The following is a 25,329-nucleotide window of genomic DNA, read 5'->3' as shown; positions in this document are numbered from 1 at the left end:
GTCCACCCAATCGGAGTAGGCGATACGGTCGTGTCATGTTCACCGAGTACACCGGCAATCGCCAATTCGACCTGCAGCTCAACCGGACCTTCGCACCAATCCTCGACCGATCAGGCATGGAGACAATCGCGTCGACCACACTCCCCCGCCTGCGGACAACGGACCAGATCACGGAGCTCGCATGGCGCCTCGCCGAGCGCTTCTCATCCGAGGGCGACGCGCGTGCCGCGTGGCGCCTCTACGAGCTCGCGGCCTTCTACGTTGGTGCGGATGACCCACGCAAGCGGCGCTTCATCGACGCCATGTCGGCCTCCTTCGACGAGGCCCACCGAGGCCTCGCCCTCACCCGTCACGCAGTGCCCTATCGTGACGGGGAGCTCACCGCGATGCGTTGGGAGGCCGACCCGACGGACCGCGCGCAGGCCCCCGCGGGCACACCGCGCACGCTCGTCATGATGAACGGCTTCGACGGATACGCGGAGGAGATCATCGACTTCGCATCCCACTTCCCCACCCGCCCCTTCGACGTCATCGCCTTCGATGGGCCGGGTCAGGGGCACACGGTGCTGGCGGGCATGCCGCTCGAGCCGCAGTGGGAGCGTCCGACGAACGCGGTGATGGACTACTTCGGCATCGAGAGCGCGGCGGCGCTCGGTGTGTCTTTCGGCGGATATCTCGTCATGCGCGCGGCCGCCTACTGCCCGCGCATCAGCCACGTCATCGCCTTCGACATGATGTACCGGCTCCTGGACGGCCTGACGCTGCCACTGCCTCGTGCCCTGCGCCCCATCGCGGACGCGATCGTGGGGAACCCGAGGCCCGCATGGCTTATCGATGCCGCGATGCGCATTGCGCCGAGATTCAACGCGGACCTGTCATGGAAACTGCAGCAGGCCTCGCACCTGACGGGACTACACCGGCCCAGCCAGGTATTGCGAGCGTTCGGCGACTACACGATGGAACCTCTCGAGGGGCGCATCACCCAGCCGTGCCTGGTCCTGGCCGGGGACGCGGACCAGTACGTGCCCTTCGAGCGCCTGGGCGACGTGCGCAGAGCGTTGCGGAACGCGGAGTCCCTGGACGTGCGTACGTTCCGTCGCGCGCAGGACCCGGATATGGCGCAGCACTGCCAAATCGGAGACCTTGACCGCGCCTTCGCGATGATGGGTGGCTGGCTGCAAGCACCAATGAAATCACTGCATCAATTCAGTTAGAGCGCGAGCGCTTCATTTTCGATAAATTTTATCGAATTGGGATCGATCATGTAGCATATCCTTATGCATCTCCTACGATTCACGTTTGAGAACCACCGGTCCTTCCGCGATGAGGCAACCCTCGACCTGACACGGCCCACACTCAAGACACTTCGCCCCTCCAAGGGCACTACTTGGGCTAATCACATCCACCACGTTGACGGGATCTACGGGGCGAACGCTTCAGGCAAGACTAACGTTCTCGATGCCCTCCATTACATGCTTGGAGCCATCGGATCCTCGGCAACATCATGGCTCGATGAGCCACAGTTCCCTCGAGCTCCGTTTGCACTCAAACCAGAAGAGCTTTCAGCTCACGCCGCATTTGAACTCGAATTTATTGTCGACGGACAACGGTACGACTATCGCTTTGCAACGGACAGTGACGGCATCACCGAAGAGTCACTGCATGTCGTGAGCACTCGATGGAAAGAAGTGTACTCCCGCATTACTGACGGGCGTGTGAAGGGCCTGAAGGGGATCACTCGAGTCGCGAGACGTGAACTCGCACTCTCCCGCGCCGCCCAATTCAACCATGCATCAGTTACGCCAATCTGGGAAGCTCTCATGCGTGGATTCGACCTTTATCACGTCGGAGACGGGGAAGTTAACGCACGCATTGATCGCATCGCTCGACAGCTGAAGGAACAGAGATTAAACCTCAGCGCACTCGTTACCCTCGCGCAAATAGCAGACACAGGCATCACGCATGTCGAGGTGGAGGAACGCGCGATTCCCCCGCGGTTTGCCCAGCTAGTTGCCCAGATGCTGGCGCCTGCCTCCGACGACAGTCAGGAACAGGCTAGTGATAGCTCGTCAGACGAAGCAGAAGAGATCAGCAACTACATTGCACGCAACCTCCTATTTCGGCACGGAGAAAGCAGCGGAAGACTCAGAAGCTCCGATGAATCAACCGGCACCATGGCATGGCTCGCACTCGGGACAGCTGTCGTTCATGCCCTACGAAAAGGCTGTGTACTTGTTGTTGACGAACTTGGCTCAAGCCTTCATCCTCAACTTTCCCGTCTCATCATCGACTGGTTCGATGACCCTGAGGTGAACACAACAGGCGCACAGCTCATCTTCACCAGCCACGATATGACCCTGCTCGATGCGGGCCGTGGCAGCAGAGAGAAGCGCGAGCAAGTGTGGTTCGTTGAGAAGGGTAGCAACGGAGCAAGCGAGCTCTTTAACCTTGATGACTTCACACTCCAGAAGGGCAGCAATATCGTCAAGCAATACCTGGAAGGGCAGTTCGGAGGCGTGCCCTACACCGCACCCTCCCTGATTCACAACCTGCTGAACAGAAACACCGAGGAAATACGGTGAGACCTCATGGGACGGCCCAGTACACGCAAAACACGTAATCCTAAGAATGTGAAGATCCGCTACGCAGTATTTACCGAAGGTCTCGTCACCGAACGGCAGTACCTGGAGCTTCTATACCAACAGATTCGCCCTAAGCACGCGACAATCAAAATCCACGCCATCGGCGGAGAACCGTCACGAGTACTCAAGGAATGCAATAAAGCACTGCGAAAAGACAATTTCGACCATGCAATCCTTATCGTCGATGTTGACCAACACCAGCGACTCGATGAAGTATTGACTAGTTGCAGAAATTCGTCTGAAGTTGACACCATCGTCTCCAACCCTTGCTTCGAGCTCTGGCTCCTCTGGCACACACAAAATCAAACGGGGTACATCGAATCACGGGGTTGCGTCAATCTTGCTCACCGCGCCAAAGTGACGGATGAGAAGGCTCTCACTACCCGGTTCCCCCACGCCAACTACGAAGCAGCCATAGAACGGGCACGCAAAGCGTGGCCAGGCCTTACCCCCAACGAAAAAGGACCCAATCCTTCCTCTGCTATGCCGTGGCTCACCGATCTGCTGGTATCTCCTCCGAAGGAGAAGTAGCTCAGCGGCCAGCGACCTCGCAGCGGCGCAGAAGAGCGCACATGACGGCGGCCGCACCGTCGTTTTCGACGGCGGCCGTCACGTGATTGGCGTGGGCGCGCACCTCGTCGGAGGCCCCGCCCATGGCGACGCCGAAGGCCGCCCATTCGATCATCGCGATGTCGTTGGTGCCATCCCCGACAGCGACGGTCCCGGCCGCGGGAACGCCCAGGCGCGCCCGCAGCGACTCCAGCCCGGTCGCCTTGGTCACGCCGAGCGGCTCAATGTCCGCCCAGGACGTCCAGCCGACGAACACCTCGTGCGTGCGCGACACCTCCAGGGAGGACAGGATCCGGTCGAACTCCTCGCGGTCCATGTCGGCGGCGCGCACGACGATCTTCGGGGTCGGCGTGGAGGCGAGCTCCTCCATCGACACGATGCGGTGATCGCTGCCCTCGATCTCGTCGTTCGGGAAGGGTGCGGAGAGCAGGATGTTGGGGTGCGGCATCGACGCGAACACAGCGCCGGGCACTGCCGAGGCGATCTCCTCCAGGCAATCCCCCGGAACGAAGGTGCGCTCCTCGACAATCTCGCACTGCCCGCCGCTCACGTGCACGAGCGTCGCACCGTTATTACACAGCACCCAGCCATCCGTGAAGTCGAGGGCCCCCAGGACCGGGATCACGCCCTCGAGCGCACGACCCGACGCGATGAGCACGTGGGCGCCTGCGGCGGCGAGGCCGTGGATCCCCTCGAGCACGCGCGGCGTCGCCCCCGCGGGGGTCAGGATCGTGCCGTCGATGTCGAGCGCGACCAGCACCTGGCCCGCCGACGTCGGAAAGTCGGCGGGCAGGGCGGCCGAGGCCTCGTCGAGGAGAACCTCGAAGGGGCGAGCGACTTCCCCGGTGGAGGGGACCGTCAGGAAGCGCTCTTGGCTCATCGAGCGACGGGGGTCAGGACCTCGAGTCCACCCAGGTAGGGGCGCAGGGCCTCGGGCACGTAGATCGAGCCGTCCGCCTGCTGATGGTTTTCCAGGAAGGCGACGATCCAGCGGGTCGTGGCCAGCGTGCCGTTGAGCGTGGCGACTGCGGCCATGCCGTCCTCGCGGCGCTCACGAATGCCGAGGCGGCGCGCCTGGAACGTCGTGCAGTTCGAGGTCGAGGTGACCTCCATGTAGCGCTCCTGGGTGGGCAGCCAGGCCTCGCAGTCGAACTTGCGGGCGGCCGAGGTGCCCAGGTCGCCGGCGGCGGTGTCGATGACGCGGTAGGGCAGCTCGACCTTGGCCAGCATCTCCTCTTCCCACGCGAGGAAGCGCTGGTGCTCCTCGGCGGCGTCCTCGGGGCGGCAGTAGCTGAACATTTCAGCCTTGTTGAACTGGTGGACGCGGATGATGCCGCGCGTGTCCTTGCCCGCGGAGCCGGCCTCGCGGCGGTAGCAGGTGGACCAGCCCATGTAGCGCTTGGGGCCGCCCGACAGGTCGAGGATCTCGTCGGCGTGGTAGCCGGCAAGGGCCACCTCGGACGTGCCCGTCAGGTACAGGTCGTCGGCGGGCAGGTAGTAGATCTCGTCGGAGTGCTCGTTGAGGAAGCCGGTGCCGCCCATGATCTGCGGGGTGACCAGCGTCGGGGTCATCATCGGCACGAAGCCGTTGGCCAGCGCCTGATCCATCGCCATCGTCATGATGGCCAGCTCGAGGCGGGCGCCGATGCCCTTGAGGTAGTAGAAGCGGGCGCCGGAGACCTTCGCGCCGCGCTTGGTGTCGATCGCGTCCAGGCCCTCGCCGAGCGCGAGGTGATCCTGGGGCTCGAAGCCCTCGGCCGCGAAGTCGCGGGGGGCGGGGCCCTCGTGGCGCAGGACCACGAAGTCGTCCTCACCGCCGACGGGCACGCCGTCGAGAACGAGGTTCGGCAGGAGGCGGGCGAGGCGGTCGGCCTCGGCGTCGGCGGCGTTTGCGGCGGCCTCGGCGGCCTTCACCTGCTCGGCGAGCTCCTTAGCCTTCGCCAGGATCGCCGGACGCTCCTCCTTGGAGGCGCGACCCACGGACTTGGAGACCTCTTTCTGGGTGGCTCGCAGCGTCTCGAAGGCCTGGAGGGCCTCGCGACGGGCGGCATCGGCCTCGATGATTTCATCGACGAGGCCGGGGTTGGCTCCGCGGGCACGCTGGGAGGCGCGGGCGGGTTCGGGGTTTTCACGCAGGGCACGCACATCAATCATGCGTCCCATCCTATGCCAGGTGGCATCCCGTGTCCCATACCGCCACGACTTTGAATTCAATACAGCAGGTCAGGGTTATGCACAAACTACACTCCGAGAGTTCTCAAAAGACTGAAAGTTATCCACCTTTGGTGCATAACCGTGTGGATAAGATGACGCCGAGCCTACACCAGGCAGGCGCTTATGACACGAAGTACAACGAAAAGCCACTTAACAGCCCATCCACAGGGCACCCGCAGGCTACGCTTGTGCACATGGACGCAATCTACTGGGCAATCGCAGCCTCCGCCGGAGCCGGAGCGATCGGCGTCGCGCGCCTAGCAACCGCCCTTAGCCGTCGGCACCGCCGCCGCCAGGCCCTTGAAGTCCCCGCCTCCGTGGATGACCCGACGCGCGGACGGCCGCGCCCCTGGATCATCATGAACCCCTCCAAGCACCAGGACCCCCAGGCCTTCAAGGAGCGCATCAACCGCAAAGCCAAGGAACTGGGCATCGACCACGTGCACTGGCGCGAGACCACCCGCGAGGACCCGGGTACCGGACAGGCCGTGCGTGCCCTCAAGGAGGGTGCCACCGTCGTCATCGCCGCTGGCGGAGACGGAACCGTGCGCGCCGTCGCGGCCGGCATGGCCGGATCCGGCGTGCGCATGGGCATCATCCCCGTGGGCACGGGCAACGTCCTCGCCGGCAACCTGTCCATCCCCGACGACCCCGCACAGGCCCTCGCCGTCGCACTCGACCGCAACCACCGCGCCGTCGACCTGGCCTGGGTGCGCATCGAAGACGCCACGCAACAGTCCGATCAGCCCGCCGAGGGCGGCCTCCGCCTCGCCGCGCACGCCGCGCAGCACCCCGAGGACACCCGTCAGAGCGAGGAGGCCCCGGCCTCGTCGAACGAGCCGCGCGCAGACGAGTACGCGTGCCTCGTCGTCGCGGGAATGGGCTACGACGGCGAGACCATGGCCGACACGGATCCCGAGCTGAAGAAGCGCATCGGGTGGATCGCCTACGTATGGGCGGGCCTGGGGGCGATGGGTGCCCCGCGCATGAGGGCGCGCCTGACCCTGCGTTCCCCCGGCGCAGCCGCGCCGGACCCCCTCGGGATCGGCGACCAGATCTCCGGTTCCGTCATCCACGAGGCCGGGGACGTCGCGGACGAGGTCACCGAGGTCGAGGCGCGATCCGTCATGTTCGCCAACGCCGGCGAGATGAAGATGCTCATCCTGGCGCCCGACGCGAATCTGTCGGACGGCCTCATCGACGTGATCGCCGTCGACGCGCAGGCTGGTCTGCTCGGATGGGCGGACGTGACATGGAAGATGCTCGGCCAGCTGATCGGGCTTCGCCCCGTGAACCTGCCCGTCGCGACGGGCACGGTCGCCTTCCGCCAAGCGAAGGGCGCATCCGTGACAGCCGACGAGGCCCAGGTGTGCCAGGTGGACGGGGACGCAATCGGCGTCGCCCGCACCATGCACGTTCGCATGCAGGCGGGTGCCCTCGACATCGCCGTTCCCGCTGAGCGCACGTGGATGGAGCTGCTGCCCGGCTGATCGGCGTCCTCCTGCGGCGCGCGACGTATCGGACATTGGTGAATGATGAGACAATCCGAGTCATATCTGCGGTGACCCAAAGGGTTGCCCGCATCTGGGCTTGTTTCTAAGTGGTGTTACACCACTGAGAGGGGTGTTACACCAGCTCGGACGTAGTGCAATGCTCCCTAACTAGTGCAATGCTCCCTAACTGGTGCAGACCTGCCCGATCTAGCTTGCTAGAGCAGCGCATGCCGCGCACAAGCTTGTTGCCAAGTAGCAGTGCACTACTTAGCGGAGCGTTGCACTACTTGGCGTGGCATTCCACTAGATAGGAAGCAGTGCATTATCCCCGTGACCAGTCCATTGCTGCTGCATCTAGTGCAGTGCTGCGGGGTCTGCGCCCTTTTGCGCCAACAGGGACGTTGTCGGCACCAAGTTCCGCGACGACGCTTGTGACCGATGAGGTGTTACACCCGATCGGTAAGATTCAACCCCTTCTGATCGGGTTGAATCTTCCCGATCAGGTTGAATCCTCCCGATCAGGTTGAATCCCGACGATGGGACGCTAGATTTCTCATTGCACCTCGACCAGGTTTCTCATTACGCCTCGGCGCGGAGCCTCGAGGCGAAGGCTCGCCCATCTCCAACACCAACCCGCTGCACATCTCCACGATCTGCCTTGTTTCTAAGTGGCGTTACACCACTGAGCGGGGTATTACACCAGCTCGGAGGTGGTGTAACACCCCCTAACTGGTGTAATGCTCCCTAACTGGTGCAGACCTGCCCGATACAGCTCGGTTGACAGTTCGTTGGAGCAGCGGATGCCGTGACCCGGCTTATCCCTCAGCGCTGCAGACCTGCCGGGGCGACACCTATTGGATCAGCTCGGCGGCGCGCGTCAGGCCAGCGGCCACGACGGCGCGCTGCCAACAGCCTCGCCCGTGCCATCCCCGCCGTGCAGCAGATCCGCGACCCACGCGCGGCCCGCGCGGAAGGCCTCGTCCGTGGTGCCCGGAGTAACCGCCGCGCGCACGCCGTCGACGCGCGGGTAGGAGCCCATGAAACGCACCTCCGGCGAATAGCGGTGCAGGCCCACGAGGGCCGCCTGGACGCGCTCCTCGCGAATGTGGCCGACGATGTCGATGCTGAACGTGTAGTTGCCGAGGCCGTCCCCGCTCGGGCGCGACTCAATGCGCGACAGGTCGACGCCGCGCGCCGAGAACTGCTCAAGGAGGGTCAGCAGCGCACCCGACTCGTTGACGGGCAGGGCCACCTGGATGGTCGTCTTATCCGCGCCGGTCGGCGGGGGCACCACGCCGGGGCGGGCCACCAGGACGAAGCGGGTGATCGCGCCCGGATTGTCGGCGACGTCGGTGAACAGGGCCTCAAGGCCGTAGGTGTTGACCGAGACCGCGTTACACAGGGCGGCATCGAAGGAGGCGTCGCCGTCGGAGAGCAGCTCGGCGGCGGCAGCCGTCGACGTCGCGGGCACGTGAATCGCGCCCGGGAAGGTCTCTTCGACCCATCCGCGGCACTGCGCCCACGCGTGCGGGTGAGTGCCGATGCGGCGGATATCCTCGGGGCGCGTGCCCGGCAGGACGGCCAGCTGGAAGACGACGTGCACGTGCATCTCGGCGACGATGACGAGGGGGTCGCCGTGCGAGAGGGAATCCAGCGTCGCGTTGACACCGCCCTCGATGGAGTTTTCGATCGGGACGACGGCCCGGTCGGCCTCGCCGCGGCGCACGGCCGCGAGCGCCTGCGGGGCGCTCGTCATCGGCATGAGGATCGCGCCGGCGGGAGCGACCTGGTGGACAGCCTGTTCGGTAAACGTGCCGAAGGGGCCGAGGAAGGCGATACGAAGCTTGTCACCGAGGGGCGCGGGGCCGGGAATGTTCGTCGTCATGGTGTCAAGGGTAACGAGAGCATCGCGCGCGGTGCGCCCTCGTTTCAGCGCCGGGGGCGCATTGTGGCCAATCGCGCGGGATTCGAGGGGCGCGCGGACCTCTTGTGGGCACGCCCGGGAATAGGCACGCCCCCGGGAGGCAGGTCACGCACACCCCCAGGCAAGCGGTTCGGGCCTCAGCTACCGCCCCCGGGGACGCCGGTCGCGAAGGCATCGCGTCCGCCGCCGGGGGTGATGTCGCCGCATGCGGTGATCTTCCACAGTTTCGCGGTGCCGCCTGCGTCGACGAGCTCGAACCCGGTGGACGTGTCGACGCCGTAGAGACCCGGGTTACGGGCGGAGCGCATGAAGTTGTAGTAGGCGCCGTCTTCTTCCTCGTAGAAGTGCGTGATGCCGAGTCGGCGCACGACCTCGCACACCTCGGGGTCGGTCGCGATGTCGTGGAAGTGCTGGGTGAGGACCTTCTGCGAGGCGCTGTCCGCGTTGACTGTGCTGAGCTGCGGGAAGACGGCCTTGCGCCCGCCGAGCATCTCGGAGTAGGCGGCACCCGCGATCGGGTCGCCGAGGATGAGAGCGTTGGGCGCGGTCGTGTACTTCATGCGGCGCGCCATGGCGAGTTCGCCGGTGGTGGCCATGCCGGGCTTGCCCAGGTGCGCGGGGTCGTACACGTAGGCGACCGCGGTATTGCGGGCGTCGATCGCTCCGAAGCCGGATAGGACGAGGATGAGGAGGCCGACGCCCACCTGGATCGGCCAGCGCGGTGCTTCGATCTCGTCGTCGACGCCGCGTTCGGCGAGGATGCGCTGCAGGGATCTGGTCCACGCGGCGTGCAGAGCGTGGATGATCGCGGCGGTGCCGACCGCCATGAGGATCGTCAACGCGATGTCTTCGACGCCCATGATGCGTCGGGCGTCCTTGTACCAGGGGGCCAGCAGGTACGTGCGCAGCGCCGAGTTGGGCGCGTACGCGAGGCCGGTCAGGCCCGCGAGGATCAGGTAGGAGACGAGCGGCCAGCACGGCAGGGGCAGCGCCTCTTCCTCGTCGGACGAGGCCGGGGCCCCCTCATCCTCGTCCGCTTCCTGCGTGAGTCCGGCCTGTTCGGCGGCGCGCTCGAGGGGGTCGGGCCGACGCCAGAGCGCGTGCAGGCGCGCGGTCGCGGCGATGCCCGCAACAAGGAGCAGCAGCTGAATGAGGGTCCAGTAGGTGCTGCTCGGCGTGCTCGTGAAGGGCGGGTAGGGCAGGAATGCGTGGGCGAAGGCCTCGCCCCAGTTGCTGCCGTCGCGCCGGTAGGCACCCATCGCCTGGATCTTCGACGACGACAGCGCGAGGAGGGGTGCCGCGACGACGCCGAGCGCGAGGGCACCCCACGCGAGGGCGGCGAGCTGGCCTCGTCCATCGCGCTCGTAGGCCCGGCGCGCGAAGGATGCGAGAGAGGCCAGGAGGGGCGCGATCAGCAACGCGAGGATCGAGAACGCGGCGCTCGGGTGCGCGCCGACGAGGCCGAGGGTGCCGATCAGCAGGAAGACGGCCTGCGGGATGCGGCGCATGAACGCGCGCACTCCGTCTCCGGCTCGCAGATCCGTGGTCAAGCGCCGGCCGACGACGATCGCGGCGGCGGCGAGCCCCGGGACCAGCGCGGTGCCGGTCGAGTTGGGCCACTGGTTGTACATGGTGAGTGCGTCGGCCGGCATGTTGAGCAGCATGCCGCCGATGACCGGCGCGGCGAGGAGGGCGCTGCGCGACGCGGTGAGCACCGAGACGAGGGCGGCCAGGCCGATCACCCACACGGCCATGAGGGCCAGGGAGGAGACGTTGGCGGTCTGGACGACCGAGTCGTAGCGCGCGAAAAGCGCGACGAACGCGTGCCAGCCCGTGGGGTAGTAGACGCTGCGGCCGCCGTAGAGCTCGTGGAGGCCACCGAAGGGGCTCGCGTCCTTTCCGTACAGGATCGCGTGCACGCCGTTCTGGTGGAAGGTCGGGTCCCACTGCTGGACGGGGTTGGCCGGGTCTGCGCCCGTGAGGAGAGGCCACGCGGCCACGAGGAAGCCGACGAGGATCGCTCCCCACGTGGAGGCGCGGACCGCCGCCTGCGCGCCGCCGATGGGCACGCGCACGCCGATGGCCTCGCGCAGGGGAACTCCCCGCAGCGAGAAACCGCCGTTGCTGCGGTGGAAGAAGCTCAACGCCCACGCGGCGGCGCCACCGATGGCGCTCAGGCCGAGGACCGGCAGGGCGGTGGAGGGCTCCCACTCGATGTCGAGCGCCGGGTAGGCCACCGACAGGGCCGTGACGAGGCCAAACGTGAACGCGGGTGCCGCACCGATCGCGACGAGCGACGAGCGCCCCCCGGCCCGCAGCCACATGAAGCCCGGCAGCACCAGGGCGACCATCATGGCCAGCAGGGTCGGAACCAGCATCCACCAGGCCAGCATGGATTACTCCTTGTCGGATGCGGCGCGGCGCTTGCCGATCATCTCGATGATGACGGGCAGGACCGACGCGAGGATGATGACGCCGAGGATGAGCGTCAGGTTGTCGTGCACGAAGGGAACGTTGCCCAGGAGCGCGCCCAGGAGGATGAAGCCCGCGCCCCACAGGAGCGCGCCGAGCGTGTTGAATGCCAGGAACTTCGGGTAGGGGTAGCGGGCCATGCCCGCGGCGATCGGGATGAACGTGCGCACGAAGGGAATAAAACGGCCGATGACCAGCGAGCGGCCTCCGTAGTTCGTGAAGTAGTGCTCCGCCTTCTCCAGGTGCTCCGTCTTGAGGATGCGGGCGTCCGGCTTGAAGAAGCGCCGCCCCCACTTGGCACCCAGGAAGTAGCCGATTTGCGCGCCGATGAACGCGGCGACGACGACGAGGAGGATCAGGGTCGGCAGGTGCAGGCCGAGGCGGTCGTGGAGCAGGCCCGCAGTGAACAGGAGGGACTCGCCGGGCAGAACCGGGAACAGGACACCTGACTCGATGAGGACGATGAGCATCGTGCCCCACAGCACCCACGGCCCCATGGCGACGAGCAGGGACTCGGGATTTTTGAACCACTCGATAACGGTGTGCAGCATCGACGGATCTGATGCGGTCACGAGTGTCGACCAGGTCACGATAGGGCCCTTTTCTGCCGGGAATGTATCACCCTAACCCTACCTTTGTTGACCACGAATATAGGATAGGCGGCATGAGGAAGCGCAAGGATTCACACGACGGCTCGCCGGTCGCTGACACAAACCTCCTCTTCGTCCCATCATCATCTGACGATTCCGCTGAGAACGGGGTCGACGCCCTCATGGGAATGATCGACGAGGCAGGGGCACAGCCCGCGCCACCGCCACCCCCCGAGGTACCCGCATCGGAGGCCCGCACGGAGGTCATGGCGCCCGTCGTCGTGCCCGACGCGACCACCGCCCCGGTCGCCATGCCCCCCAGCATTCCTCCCAGCATTCCTCCCAGCCACGCGGACGCCGACCAGGGTGCCCCGGCCTCGTCGACGGTCGGCCACAGCGGCGTCGCGGTGCCTCCTCCACCGAGCCTTCCCACCGATTCCGATAGCGCCACCAATGCGGATGAGCCCGCCCCGGCCTCGTCCACGCCCGTGGCCACCGACAGCACCGAGGATGCGCACGGCGCCGAGGAAGAGGCCACCCCCGCGAACGCATCCGAGGAGGCGGAGAAGACCCCCTCCCCCGCCACCGGCGAGATCGCCGCGACCCTGCCCGTGCGTCGCATGCGCCTGCCCCGCCCCGTCTACATCGCCGACCGCATCACGAGCGTGCGACGCCGCCGCGAGGACGCCGTCGACGTCGTCATCTCCCTCATCGCAATTTTCTTCATCTGGACGATCGGCGCGCTCGCCAGCGCCACCACGCGCGGCGTCACCATGGACGTCCTCAGCTTCCAGCTGGTCCGCAAGATCCTCATCCTGCCGGTGAGTATCACCGAGGGCCTCATCATTTTGACTACGCCGATCCTCGTGATCGTCTCGCTCGCGCTGCGCAGACGCCTCCAGGCGATCATCCAGGTCCTGGTCACGAGCCTCGTGGCGGCAGTCGGCGGCTGGATCATCATCCTGCTGACGGGCCTGCTGCCCTCCGACCTGACCGCGCCGCTGAGCGTGGACCGCGCACTGGCCACCCAAGGCTCCCAAACCGGTATCGCGATTGCGATCAACCTGGTCATCGTCACCCTGTGCGCCCTGTTCACCTCCGCGGGTGAGGCCCAGTCGATGAAGGCCATTAAGTGGGGCTGGACCGGCCTGTGGATCATCCTCATCCTGGGCGTGCTGCGCTCCTCCATGACGCTGCCCGTCGCCTTCATCTCCGTCTTCCTGGGCCGCGCGTTCGGCTCGGGCTCGCGGTGGATCATGGGTTATGACGACCAGAGGGCCAAGGGCGCGAAACTCGTCGAGGCGCTCCTCGGCATCGGGATTACGCCCTCGCGTATCGTGCGCACCGACCTCGACACCACCGAAGAACCCCTATCGACGTGGGCAGTCGCAGAAGACCCGCGCGGCCACCTCACGCAGATGCCCGCCGACCTGGGCGACATGGGCGTCACGGTGACGCGTCACCCGGGCCAGGATCACCACCGCCACTACCAGGCGTGGAGCGACACGGGCCTCGCCTACGAGCTCATCGCCATGGATCCCGGCCAGGAGCTGACCGGCACCCTCCTCGAAATGTGGAATAACCTGCGTCTGCGCGGCATCAGCCGGTGGGTCTCCCCCTCGCTCAAGGCGCAGGCCGAGCGCTCCTCGTTCACGACCCTACAGGCGCTGCGCGCGGGCGTGTTCACGCAGGAGCCGATCGGCATCGCCTCGGCCTCCGACTCGATCATTCTGGTCATGTCCGCGCTGCCTCCGACGACCCCGCTGACTGAGCTCGGCGAGGCCGCCACGGACGAGGTCTTGGACCGCGCGTGGGAGCAGCTGCACTTCGCGCACGCGCGCGGCATTTCGCACCGCGCCCTCACCCCCGAGGCCGTGGTCGTCGATTCCTCCTCGGACGTGTGGCTCCTCGACTGGGATTCCGGCGAGGTCGCGACGACCGAGCTCAACCAGTCGATCGACATCGCGCAGATGCTGGTCCTCACGGCACTGGCCGTGGGACCCGAGCGCGCGCTCGAGGCCGGACGGCGCTGCGTCGGGGAGGAGACGCTGATCGCGTGCGCCCCCGTCATCCAGAAGCCCGTTCTTCCCGCATCCATCAACCAGCGCCTACGCCGTTCCGACCTGCTCAGCGAGCTGCGCGCGGCCCTCGTGGGCGACTCCGAGGCCGAAACCGCGCCGACGGCTGACCTGCAGCGCTTCCGCCCGCGCACAATCTTCACGATCGCGGTGGCGTTCATCGCCGTGTTCATCGTCGTGGGTTCGCTGAACTTCAGCGACATCGTGACCACGGTCAAGAGCGCGAATCCATGGTGGATGCTCGCTTCTGCCGTGCTCGCCTGCCTCATCTGGGTCGGTTCCGCGGTCCCGCTTGTTGCCCTGTCGCCTGAGAAGCTGAGCCTGCGGGAAACCCTCATCGCCCAGGTCGCGGCCTCGATCATTACGATCGTGGCGCCCGCCGGCGTGGGACCCGCGGCCCTCAACCTGCGCTACCTGCGCAAGCGTCGCGTACCCACGGCGATGGCGGTGACGACCGTGACCCTCATGCAGATCTCGCAGGCGCTCATCACGATCATCCTGCTGCTGCTCGTCATGGTGATCGCCGGATCGTCACTGTCCGTATCGGTCCCCTACGGCACCATCCTGGGTGTCGTCGCGGTCGTCATGGTCGCGGTCGGCGTCATCGTCGCGGTGCCGAAGGTGCGCCGCTGGATCTGGTCGAAGATTCAGCCGACCTGGCAGCAGGTCTACCCGCGCCTCCTGTGGATCATCGGCCAGCCGCGTCGCCTCGCAGCGGTCGTGGGCGGCAACCTGCTGATGAACATCGGCTACGTGGGCGCGTTCTGGACGGCGCTGCTCGCCATGGGCGGTTCGCTGAACTTCTCCACGGTGTCGATCACCTACCTGACGGCGAACGCGGCCGGCTCGTTCATCCCCTCGCCGGGCGGTATCGGTACGGTCGAAACGGCGCTGACCTCGGGCCTGACGGTCGCGGGCATCTCCTCGTCGGTCGCCATCGCGACGGCCCTGCTCTACCGCCTCGTCACCTTCTACGGTCGCATCCCGTTCGGCTGGCTGGCGATGAAGTACATGGAAAAGAAGGACATGATCTAGGGCGCGGACTAACGCGCGCGGATCCGTCACACTATCCATTTACTTCAAATTAAGGCTAAATTTGAAGTAAATGGAAGCAATGCCTTCTCGACGAACATATCCACAGTCGCACCCTGACGACTGCCACCGCATCGCGGCAACCCTCGAACCCCTCCCTTCTTGTCAGTCACCGTCCCCTTCAAGGACACAGTCAACCCGACGCTGAAGATCTGACACCGGATACCACTCGAAACTCCGGCCGCGCCGAACACGTCTCAAATAGCCCTCATCCTCGAGTCCACGCAGGTCGGCGTGCGCAGTCTGAGGAGTGACCCTGTATTTGTTGGCATGCGCCGCCGCTGTCACTGTCATCATGGGATCACGCAAGGCTTCTTCGATGACGCCGATCTGACGGTTTGTGAGCGTCGTGGCACGCAGGCGATGCTTCACCTGATCCAGCTCCTTGGATTTCTTTGCCAGATAATCGTGCAGCTCGCGGATTCCACGCAGAATTATCCGCGCATGCCAGATCAGGAAGTAGGTAAGGTCGCCCTCATCCTGCTCAACTTCAAGGAATGAGCGAGCGTACTGTGCGGGCACTCTATGCAGTAGTCGGGACACCGGAACGAAGTCCATCAGAAAGAAGCCCTCACGCAGCATCACCCACTGCGCAATGACGCGGGCAGTGCGACCGTTACCATCAACGAAGTAGTGGTCGTATCCCATCATGAAGTGAACAATGAGCGCCCTGACGAGGGGCGGCACATATTGCGTCGCATACTCACCTTCGCCATTCACGAAGGAACACAGACGCTCCAGGCGCTCGGGCAGCTCCGATGCGGACGGCGGAACATGGAGCGGTTGCTCCTCATTTTCTGTCCCGTAGATGCGAACCCTGCCCTCCCCCTCCCGCTGGAGGCGGCCAGCATCGCCCGGATCATCGAGCGTCCCCTCAGTCACGATCCGATGAACCTCGCAGACAAACTCAGGAGTGAGCTTATCCGTGAGACGCCCCCGCACAAATTCAAGGGCGAGAAAGTTGTTTCGAATCATCCGCTCCGACCGCGTCTGCGGACGCCGCCCTTCCCGGAGCATCTTTTTCGCATCGCGCCTCGACGTGGAGGCTCCCTCCATCTGGGAGGAGGTGATCGCCTCCTCGTACAGGGAGTTGATGAGGTACCTGTCTCTCGCTGCCTCTGTCGCAACCTCCCCCGGGAGCTCGACCTGACCTCGCGCCTGAGCGGTAATATCCTCATTCAGACTCAAAAGGACATCGGGCAGATTAAAGGTCAAGGGTGTTGCGTCCTTCATCGTGAAGGGCGTCGGTCTAGCAGTGGTCGCTCGAGCACTGCGAACCGCGCACCACCAGGCCTCGCGTGTGAGCCCCTCGGGCACCGGCTCGGCCCGGAAGTAATACTCCCACGGCCGATACTCCGGATCATCAAGTCCACCAGCTAGCGCGCGAATAACAGACGAACGATGATCCTCATCCATATCCCTGAGGCTATTGAGAATACGGTCATAGAGTTCAGCCAGGCGACAGGGCGGAGGGGTCGGCTTCTTCATGACTGCTCCGTTCACGCTTATTTCAAATTACTTCTAATATTATCTTAATTTGAAGTAATTAGAAATACCCTCACCCCAAGTCCTGGATCCCATCTATGCGCAAAAGAGCGCACCCCACCTGCCTCGTACCGGCGCGAGGCAGCCGGATGTTCGCCTACTGGAGGCTGTTGTTGCCGTCCGGGTAGGCCGCCTGGACGCCGCTCACCCCTCGGATCGTCTCCAGCGAACCGGCGGGCACGCGCAGGGCGTAGCCGCGCAGCGCATTGCGGTACTCGCGCTCCACAGACACGGACGCGCCCGGGAAGGACGCGGCCACGGCCTCGTTAATCGAGGCGAGGGTCGCCTCCCCGTCAGCACCCTCCGCGAGCTGGACGATCACGACGACGGTGGCGTCGGCACTCTCGCTGCCGGATTGCGCGCTCGGGCCGCTTTGCCCATTCTTCGACGTCAGCGCGGTGTCGGGGTTGACCGTCGACGAGGCCGTGGCCCCCGGAGCGGACTGGGCGGAGTCCGCGGGAGCGCCGGACTGCGACGCGGGTGTCGGCGACGTCGCGGTGGAACAGCTCGCGACCGCGAGCGCGCACGTGCCCACCCCGGCCAGGAAAACGGCTGGTTTCTTCATGGTTATCTGCTCCTTACTGCGGGCATGCGCTGTCGTGCTGACGCCTCCAACATACCGCAGCGACCATCGACGTCGCGGCGTTAGTACATGCATGCGAACACCCGTGGGCGCGCATGCGACGGGGCCCGGGAGCGCTCGCAGTAAGCGTTCCCGGGCCCCGGCCTCGTGAATCGAGATTCGGCGAATCGCAAATCAGCGAATCAGTGATTCAGGTTCGATGCGCATCAGCGCACCCAGACTCCGTTCGCGTCGAACACGTAGGTGCGTCCGTTGATGACCTGCGTGCCGGTGAGCATGGCGCCGGAGGGTGCCAGGTAGTACCAGGAGCCACCCACGTTGACCCAGCCGGTCGCCATCTTTCCGGAGGCGTTCAGGTAGTACCAGGTACCACCGTCGTTCACCCAGCCGATGGCCATCGCACCGTTGCCGGTGAGGTAGTACCAGGAGCCGCCGTCGGCGACCCAACCGGTGGCCATGACCTTCGTGACCGGGTCGAGGTAGTACCAGGAACCGCCGTCAAGGACCCAGCCGCCCACGAGGGCGCCGGACTCGTTCGCGTAGACCCACTGGCCGTCGGCGCGCTTGAGGAAGCCGGTCGCCATGTAACCGGAGGGGCCGAACAGGTAGTCCGAACCGTTGATCGTGAACCAGCCGTTCTTCAGGTAGCTCGCGCCGTCGGCGCAGGAGTACCACCAGCCGGCGCCATCCTTGACCCAGTGGCCGCCCTCGGTGCTCGTGCAGGCGTCGGTCGTGCCCGTGTTGTCGCTGGGCAGGTTGAGGGTCGCGGCCTCGGAGTGGTTGAGGCCGTAGTCCCATGCCAGCAGGTACGGGTGGGCGATGACGTTGCCGGAGCCACCCTGGTCGGTCCACGCGGAGTTGATGTCCTTGAAGGGGATCTCAACATGGTAGGCGCGCGAGCCGTCAGCCGCGGTGGTGGCCTCGTTGTCGGTGAAGATGTGGCGGTAGAACCACAGGCCGTCGGCCGGGTCGTGCAGGTCGATCGCGGCCAGCGGCGACGCATCCGTCACGTCGAAGGACAGGACGGTGTCGGCGCCTTCACCCTTGTACTCCAGGTTGGAGACGACGGGTGCGGCCGTGTCGATGCTGAACTCGTAGGAGATCGACTGCTCGGCCTGCGAGGGGCCGTCGTTGTGCGCGGAGAGCGTCAGCTTGTACTGGCCATCGGGCAGGTTCTTGTATGCGTCGGCGCGCGCATCCAGGGACATCGGATCGTGTCCCTGCTCGAGCCAGGTCATCTGGCCGGTGGAGGGATCCACGGCGGACTTCCAGTTCATGAATCGCGTGAAGGACGCGACCTTCTCCCCGGCGGCGTTCGTGTACGCGGCGTTGACCGTGTGGACGCTGCGCAGCGTGCCCGTGCGGGGCTGGAGAACCGTGGGAGCGCCCGAGGCGTCCGAACGGGAAATGATGTTCTGGCTCGGGTTGGGCGCTCCGATACGATCACCGTCCTTGACCAGGGGGTTGTATCCCAGCTGCTGGCCCGTGGTGCCGTTGTAGACCCAGGAGGCGAGCGTGTGAGCGCCACCCTCGGAGGCGAGGGCGTCGAAGATGGGAGCCTTGCCCCAGTCGCCGTAGAAGCCCATGTAGGGCACGGTCAGGTCGGGCTGAGACGCAGTCTTCGAGGTGAAGCGCACGAAGCCGTCGAGGAAGGTGCCGTTGGGCGTGTTCTGCGCGACGTAGGAGTCGAAGGCGGCGCGAGGCGTGACGTCCACGCCCACGGTCGCCTCGCCGTTCGCGGGGACGGTGATGGTCGCACCCTCGCCGGTACCGCTCACAGCCGCGCCGGAGTAGGCGATGTCCACGCCCTTGCCACGCCAGTCGGAGGTGTGGCCGGTGAAGAACCCGCCGTCAACGATCTCGGAGAGCGCCTGCGTGTTCAGGGCGTAGGTGGCCTCGGCGCCGGAGAGGTTGTGCAGGGTGACGTCGAAGTGCCACCCCTTGGTGCCGTCGCCCAGGTCGGCCTTGGGTCGGGACTGCTCGGGGGCGCCCACCACGGTCGGGTACACGGACGAGGTCGTGGCAGCCAGGACATTCGTCAGACCCGAGCCCTGCTTACGCGGGGAGTACGGGGCACCGGAGTCCTCGAGCGGGTCGGCGATGGGGGCCGCCGTGCCCATGATGAGGTTCTGGACGACGTTCACCTTGTCGCTCGCGCTCATGGACGCGAACAACGGGTCATTCTGGACGCGCTCCAGGACGACGGCGCTGACGCCCGCCATCTGCGGGGTGGCCATGGACGTGCCGGACATGAACTCGTAGTTGCCGCCGGGCACAGACGAGTAGATGTTGCCGCCGGGGGCGCTGACCTCGGGCTTGAGGCGCAGGTCGGGGGTGACGCCCCAGGAGGAGAAGCTCGACATGGAGTACTTCGCGCTGGGGGGCACCACCTTGCCGGGGGCGACGCTCAGGTGGTGGTCGGCGGCGGCCAGCATGGCCTCGCCGTCTGCCTGCGAGATGAACGCGGCGGGCACGCCGTCGGTCGCCAGGCTCATGACGACGAGCGAGTCACCGGGCACGTTGTTGTAGACGATGAAACCGGCGGGCTTGGAGCCTGCGATGTTGTTGAACTTGTCCTGGAAGGTGAGGGAGCCGCGCTTGACCAGCACGATCTTGCCGGCGAGGCCATCGGGGTACTTGGCCTTGAGCGCGGCGCCGTCCTCGGCCGAACCGATGCCGCCGTCGACGTACTCGAAGGGGCCGCCGGTCAGGTCGGACAGGTCGGGCATCTTCTGGCCGTCGGCGCCGCCTGCGCGCTGGTAGGGGATGTCGCGGTCGCCGACACTGAAGGCACTGTGCGCCAGCGAGTTATCGACCGAGGCCACGGACACGACGGAGGAGTAGGACGCCGGCTCGCACAGGACCGAGGAGTCGGGGTCCGAGGCGTAGGGCAGGTTCTTGCCGGACAGGTTGCCATATCCGGCGGTGTACTCGTTACCGGCGGCCGCATTCACGGTCACGCCCGCGGCCTGCAGGTTCTTGAAGACGGTGGCGTACATGGAGTCGGCTTCGTTGTCCATGCCGCCGGTCTGTCCGAGGGACAGGTTCACGACGTCGGGGTGCAGGATCACCATGTCGTCGAGTGCGGCGAGCAGCGCCGAGTCCGGGATGCCGCCGTTGGAGCTACGGGCGACCTTGGCGACGATGATCTGGGCGTCGGGGGCGATGCCGACGATTTCGCCCGCGTTGCCCGCGGTGATGCCGGCGACGTGCGTGCCGTGCGATCCGGCTTCGCCGGTCGGCGAGGGGTCAGGGTCGTTATCCGCGTAGTCGTAGGCGAAGGGGAACTTTTCCGACACGTAGGTGCCGGTCTTTCCATCACCCAGCTGGGGGGTCAGGGATGCGACCTTATCCGCTGAGAGCTCGGGGGTGCCGTGCAGGGCGCCCGCGAACGCCGGGTGCGTCATGTCCACGCCGGTGTCGATGACGGCGACGACCTTGCCTTCACCATTCTGGGTGATCTGGTCGGCGTGCATCATCAGCTGGGGGCTGAGGTTGGCGGGGTCCTGGGCGGCGGTGCGAGCGGAGTTCGTCGCACCCTCGCCAGCGACCTGGTCGTCGGCACCTTCGACGTGGGTCTCGCGGTCGAGGAACGCGGCCTTGACGCCGCTCACCGCGCGGATCGCGTCGAGGGAGCCGGCGGGGGCGTTGAGCGCGAAGCCCTTCAGGGCGTTGTCGTACTCGCGCTCCACCTGGGCGGTGGCGCCGGGGAATGCGCCGGCCACGGCCTCGTTGATGGAGGCGAGGGTTCCCGCGCGGTCGGCGTTGTCGTCGAGCTGGACGACGATGCTCACGACGGAGGCGGGGTCCACCTCGTCGGTCGCCTGGGCCGGCTCGGTCTGGGTGGCCTGCCCGCTCTTCGAGGTGAGCGCGGTATCGACGTTACCGACGGGCAGGGACGAGGCCGTGGTGCCCGCGTCGGGTTGCGTGTCCGCGCCGGTGGGCGGGGATGCGAGGGTCGCGGGGCCAGCTACCACGAGCGCCGCGGTGCCGGCCAGCGCGAGGAGCGTCGCTGGTTTCTTCGTTGTCATCTACCTACTCCAATGTGTTGACAGGCGGTCGCGTAAGAACGAGGAGAGGACCGCGTCTATTGGCCGCCATAATCAACATAACCGCAGACAAGTCTTGTGACAAGCTTTGTTTCACCTAGAGAAACACCTGACGATTATTTTACCCAGTAACGGATTCCGGGCCCGAGAACGCTTACACAGCAACGTTCTCGGGCCCGGAAGGGAATGTTGACAGATTCAGGAAGCTCGGCGCTTATCGCACCCAGGCGCCCGAATCGTCAAACACGTAGGTGCGCCCGTTGATCACATGCGTGCCCGTCAGCATCGCACCGGAGGGCGCCAGGTAGTACCAGGTTCCCCGATCCTTGACCCAGCCGGTCGCCATCTTTCCGGAGGCGTTCAGGAAGTACCAGGTACCGCCGTCTTTCACCCATCCGATGGCCATCGCGCCCGAGCCCGTCAGGTAGTACCAGGATCCGCGGTCGGCCACCCACCCGGTCGCCATGACGTGAGAGGCGGGGTCGAGGTAGTACCACTGGCCGCCATCCTTCACCCAACCGCTCACGAGGGCTCCATCGGAGTCGGCGTAGACCCACTCGCCGCTCGTGCGCTTGAGGAAGCCGGTCGCCATGTAGCCCGACGGCCCGAACTGGTAGTCGTGGCCGTTGATGGTGAACCAGCCGCCCTTGAGGTAGGTCGACCCATCGGCGCAGGCGTACCACCAGCCGATGCTATCCTTCACCCAGTGGCCGCCCTCGGGGTTCACGCACGGGCTGGGTGTGCCCGGGTTGGCGCTGGGCAGGTTGATCGGGAAGATCTCGGAGGGGTTGAGGCCGTAGTCCCACGCGAGGATGTAGGGGTTGGCGATGACGTCGCCGGTGCCGCCCTGGTCGGTCCACGCCTGCTTGATGACGCTGAGCGGGATCTCGACGTGGTACGTGTACCGGCCGTCGGCTCCAACACTGCCCTCATCTTCGGTGAAGACGTGGCGGTAGAACCACAGGCCGTCGGCCGGGTCGTGCAGGTCGACAGCCGACAGCGGCGAGTCGTCGGTGACATCGAAGGTGACGACGAAGCCCTCATCCTTGCCGGAGTACACCAGATCGGAGATGACGGGGGCCTTCGTGTCGAGGCGGAAGTTGTAGGAGATCGACTGCCGGGCAGACGACGGACCGTCGTTGGATGCGGCGATTCGCAGCGTGTAGGTGCCATCGGGCAGCTGCGCGAACTTCTCCGCGTTCGCATCGAAGGCGGTGGACTCGTGGTAGGCCTCGACCCAGGTATTCTCCTCGGTGCTGGTCAGGTACACGGACTTCCAGTTCTGGTGGTTGGTCACGGAGAAGACCGTCTCCCCGGCCTCGTTCGTGTAGGTGCTGGTCAGCGCATGCACGCTGCGCAGCGTGCCCGTGCGCGGTTCGAGGATCGTCGGGGCGCCCGAGGCCGTGGACCGCGAGATCACGTAGCGCTGCGGATTCGGGTTACCACTGCGGTCGGCCGCCTTGACGAGCGGGTTGTAGCCGAGGGAGGCGCCGGTCTGGCCGTTGACGATGTCCGAGGCCCGGGTGTGCGCCCCACCCACAGAGGCGAGCGCGTCGAAGATGGGGGCCTTGCCCCAGTCGCCGTAGAAACCCAGGTAGGGCACGGCCAGGTCGGGCTGACCGGCGGCCTTCGAGGTGAAGCGCACGAAACCATCCAAGAACGTGCCGTTAGGCGTGTTATCAGCGACGTAGGACGCAAACTCACTACCCGGCGTCACGTCAATACCGACGGTCGCCTCGCCGCTCGCCGGGACCGTCACCGTCGCGCCCTCGGCCGAGGCAGAAGCCGCACCCGAGTACGCGATCTCCACGCCACGGCCTCGCCAATCCGAGGAATGCTCCGTGAAGAACCCACCGTCCACGATCTCCGACAGAGCCTGCGAGCTCAGCTCATAGGTCGCCGCCGTGCCGGACAGGTTATGCAGCGTGACATCAAAGTGCCAGCCCTTCGTCCCGTCCCCCAGGTCTGCCTTGGGACGAGACTGCTCAGGCGCACCCACCACGGTCGGGTACACCGACGAGGTCGTCGCCGCCAGCGCGTCCACCAGGCCCGCACCCTGCTTACGCGGGGAATAGAGCGCGCCCGTCGTCTGAGCCGCATCCGTCAGAGGACGAGCCGTGCCCATGATGAGGTTCTGCACCACATCGGCCTGCTGGCGCGCACTCATCGACGCAAACAACGGATCGGACTGGACGCGCTGGAGGACGATCGCGCTGATGCCAGCCATCTGGGGCGTGGCCATCGAGGTGCCCGAGGTCTGCTCGTACGCACCGTTCGGTATCGACGAGAAAACGTTGCCACCGGGCGCAGCGATCTCGGGCTTGAGGCGCAGGTCCGGGGACACGCCCCACGAGGAGAACTCCGAGGCCTCGTAGATGGAGGACTGCGGCAGGACCTGTCCCTCGGCGATGGAGAGCTTGTGTTCGGGGGCGTCCAGCATGGCTTGGCCGTCGGCCTGGGAGATGAACGCGGCGGGCAAGTCCTGCGTCGTCAAGTTCATGATGATGAGCGAGCCGACAGAGACGTTGTTGTAGACGAGGATGCCGGCCGGATGCAGGTCGTAGAGGTTCTCGACCTTCTTCTGGTAGGTCATCTTGCCGCGCGAGACCAGGGCGATCTTGCCGGCGAGGCCGTCCGGGTATTTCTCCTTGAGGGCGGCGACGTCCTCCTCAGAGGCGAACCCGGCGTCCACGTACTCGTAGGTGCCGGCGGGCAGGTCGGAGAAGTAGGCGACCTTCTCGCCGTTCATGCCGCGCGAGCGCTGGTAGCCGATGTCCTTCCCGTTAACGGTGAAGGCGTTACGGATGAGCGCGTTCTCGACGGAGGCGACGGCGACCACCGAGGAGTAGGTCGCGGGCTCGTCAATGACCGAGGAGTCGGGGTCCGAGGCGTAGGGCAGGCCCTTGCCGGAGTTGTTGCCGTACCCGGTGGAGAAGGCGTTGCCCGCGGCCGCGTTGACGGTGATGCCCGCGTCCTGGAGCTTCTTATACACGGTCGCGTAGACCGTGTCGGCCTCGTTATCCATGCCGGCCGTCCAGCCGAGCGACAGGTTGATGACGTCGGGGTGCAGGACCAGCATGTCGTCGAGGGAGGCGAGCAGCGCCGAATCCAGCAGCGCGTCGTCCTCGCTGCGCGTCACCTTCGCGACGATCACCTGAGCATCCGGAGCGGTACCGATGATCTTGTCGGCATTACCCGCGGCGATGCCGGCGACGTGCGTACCATGGAAGCCGGAGCCTCCCTCGCGCGGCGACGCATCGTTGTCACTGTCCGCATAGTCGTAGGCGAAGGGGAACTTCTGCGAGATGTAGACGCCGGTCTTGCCCTCACCCAGCTGGGACGAGAGCGCAGCGACCTTCTGCGGGGTGAGCGCGGGCGTTCCCGCGAGCGCGCCCGTGAACGCCTGGTGGGTCGTGTCGACACCCGTGTCGATGACGGCGATAACCTTGCCTTCGCCCTTTTGCGCGACCTGGTCGGTGCGCATCATCAGCTGGGCGCTCAGGTTGGCGGGGTCCTGCCCGCCGTTTTGCGAGGCCTCGAGGCCTCCCTCGGCATCGAGGGTCGCTCCGTCGTTCACGTGTCCCTCACGCTCGAGGAACGCTGCGCGCACGCCCGGGGCGCGACGGATCGCGTCGAGCGCACCGGCGGGAGCCTTGAGAGCAAAACCCGTCAGGACGTTGTCATACTCGTGCTCCACCTGCGCCGAGGCGCCGGGGAACTGAGCAGCCACAGCCCGGTTGATCTCGCTGATCGCGCCCTCGCGGGGTGCGCCATCCTCGAGCTGGACGATGACGCCGACGACGCGCGCAGGATCCTCATCGCCGGCACTTGAGGCGGGCGCGGACTGCCCGGTCTTCGAGGTCAGCGCCGTATCAATATCGCCCGCAGGCAGGGACGCCGCTGCGCCATCGCGGGCACCGGACGGGCCCGCGGACAGGGGCGAGGCCAGGGTGGCCGGCCCGGTGACCGCGAGCGCGCACGCGCCGACGAAGGCGAGGAGGGCAGCCGGTTTCTTCGTTGACATAAGCCTTCTCCAAATGTGTTGGGGGACGGCGTGCCGGTGGCATGCGGTACGTC

At 65.9% G+C, this 25,329-nt stretch carries 14 protein-coding genes; 5 read left to right on the top strand and 9 right to left on the bottom strand.

Annotated features, from left to right (window positions below; genetic code table 11):
- Positions 1-35: 35 nt before the first annotated feature.
- The 3 genes from O3684_RS07450 to O3684_RS07440 all read left to right on the top strand — a co-directional run bounded on the left by O3684_RS07450 (position 36) and on the right by O3684_RS07440 (position 3,173).
- Complete coding sequence (locus tag O3684_RS07450; RefSeq protein WP_500066042.1) at positions 36-1,214, top strand: alpha/beta fold hydrolase; 1,179 nt, start codon at positions 36-38, stop codon at positions 1,212-1,214.
- 63 nt (positions 1,215-1,277) lie between these two features.
- Positions 1,278-2,582 (top strand): AAA family ATPase, encoded by a 1,305-nt coding sequence (locus tag O3684_RS07445; RefSeq protein WP_500066041.1) that lies wholly within the window; start codon positions 1,278-1,280, stop codon positions 2,580-2,582.
- Between the two features lie 48 nt (positions 2,583-2,630).
- Entirely contained in the window at positions 2,631-3,173 is a 543-nt protein-coding gene (locus tag O3684_RS07440) for an RloB family protein (RefSeq protein ID WP_500066039.1), read from the top strand.
- Position 3,174: 1 nt separating this feature from the next.
- On the opposite strand, the gene O3684_RS07435 is transcribed toward O3684_RS07440, so the two are convergent.
- Complete coding sequence (locus O3684_RS07435; protein WP_500066038.1) at positions 3,175-4,092, bottom strand: HAD-IIB family hydrolase; 918 nt, start codon at positions 4,090-4,092, stop codon at positions 3,175-3,177.
- On the bottom strand, positions 4,089-5,366 hold the full coding sequence (gene serS / locus O3684_RS07430; RefSeq protein ID WP_500066037.1) for a serine--tRNA ligase: 1,278 nt from the start codon (positions 5,364-5,366) through the stop codon (positions 4,089-4,091). The genes O3684_RS07435 and serS overlap by 4 nt, the downstream gene beginning before the upstream one ends.
- Positions 5,367-5,620: 254 nt before the next feature.
- Between serS and O3684_RS07425 the strand changes: the two genes are divergently transcribed.
- The gene (locus tag O3684_RS07425; RefSeq protein ID WP_500066035.1) at positions 5,621-6,916 is read left to right on the top strand and encodes a diacylglycerol/lipid kinase family protein; all 1,296 of its coding nucleotides are present in this window, start codon (positions 5,621-5,623) and stop codon (positions 6,914-6,916) included.
- Positions 6,917-7,796: 880 nt separating this feature from the next.
- Here O3684_RS07425 and pheA read toward each other — a convergent pair.
- From pheA to O3684_RS07410, 3 genes are all read right to left on the bottom strand, one after another.
- Positions 7,797-8,804 carry a prephenate dehydratase gene (pheA, locus tag O3684_RS07420; protein ID WP_500066034.1) on the bottom strand — a complete coding sequence of 336 codons (1,008 nt, stop codon included), beginning with the start codon at positions 8,802-8,804 and terminating at the stop codon, positions 7,797-7,799.
- A 176-nt stretch (positions 8,805-8,980) separates the two neighbouring features.
- Positions 8,981-11,236, bottom strand: coding sequence for a DUF6541 family protein (locus tag O3684_RS07415; RefSeq protein WP_500066032.1), 2,256 nt, complete (start codon positions 11,234-11,236; stop codon positions 8,981-8,983).
- A 3-nt stretch (positions 11,237-11,239) separates the two neighbouring features.
- Positions 11,240-11,866 (bottom strand): DedA family protein, encoded by a 627-nt coding sequence (locus O3684_RS07410; RefSeq protein ID WP_500066070.1) that lies wholly within the window; start codon positions 11,864-11,866, stop codon positions 11,240-11,242.
- A 113-nt stretch (positions 11,867-11,979) separates the two neighbouring features.
- On the opposite strand from O3684_RS07410, the gene O3684_RS07405 reads away from it, so the two are divergent.
- Positions 11,980-15,018 carry a flippase-like domain-containing protein gene (locus tag O3684_RS07405; protein WP_500066030.1) on the top strand — a complete coding sequence of 1,013 codons (3,039 nt, stop codon included), beginning with the start codon at positions 11,980-11,982 and terminating at the stop codon, positions 15,016-15,018.
- A gap of 162 nt (positions 15,019-15,180) precedes the next feature.
- Here O3684_RS07405 and O3684_RS07400 read toward each other — a convergent pair whose 3' ends face one another.
- The 4 genes from O3684_RS07400 to O3684_RS07385 form a co-directional block, all read right to left on the bottom strand.
- Positions 15,181-16,563, bottom strand: a complete 1,383-nt coding sequence (locus O3684_RS07400; RefSeq protein ID WP_500066029.1) for a Fic family protein — start codon at positions 16,561-16,563, stop codon at positions 15,181-15,183.
- A gap of 154 nt (positions 16,564-16,717) precedes the next feature.
- The gene (locus O3684_RS07395; RefSeq protein ID WP_500066028.1) at positions 16,718-17,185 is read right to left on the bottom strand and encodes a protease inhibitor I9 family protein; all 468 of its coding nucleotides are present in this window, start codon (positions 17,183-17,185) and stop codon (positions 16,718-16,720) included.
- 224 nt (positions 17,186-17,409) lie between these two features.
- On the bottom strand, positions 17,410-21,234 hold the full coding sequence (locus O3684_RS07390; protein ID WP_500066027.1) for a S8 family serine peptidase: 3,825 nt from the start codon (positions 21,232-21,234) through the stop codon (positions 17,410-17,412).
- A gap of 232 nt (positions 21,235-21,466) precedes the next feature.
- Positions 21,467-25,276 (bottom strand): S8 family serine peptidase, encoded by a 3,810-nt coding sequence (locus tag O3684_RS07385; RefSeq protein ID WP_500066025.1) that lies wholly within the window; start codon positions 25,274-25,276, stop codon positions 21,467-21,469.
- Between the last annotated feature and the right edge of the window lie 53 nt (positions 25,277-25,329).

The organism is Pauljensenia sp. 20925_1_27 (assembly GCF_041432835.1).
Taxonomy (GTDB): Bacteria; Actinomycetota; Actinomycetes; order Actinomycetales; family Actinomycetaceae; genus Pauljensenia.
Note: the sequence above shows the minus strand (reverse complement) of the source record. Positions and strands in the feature narration are given on the sequence as shown.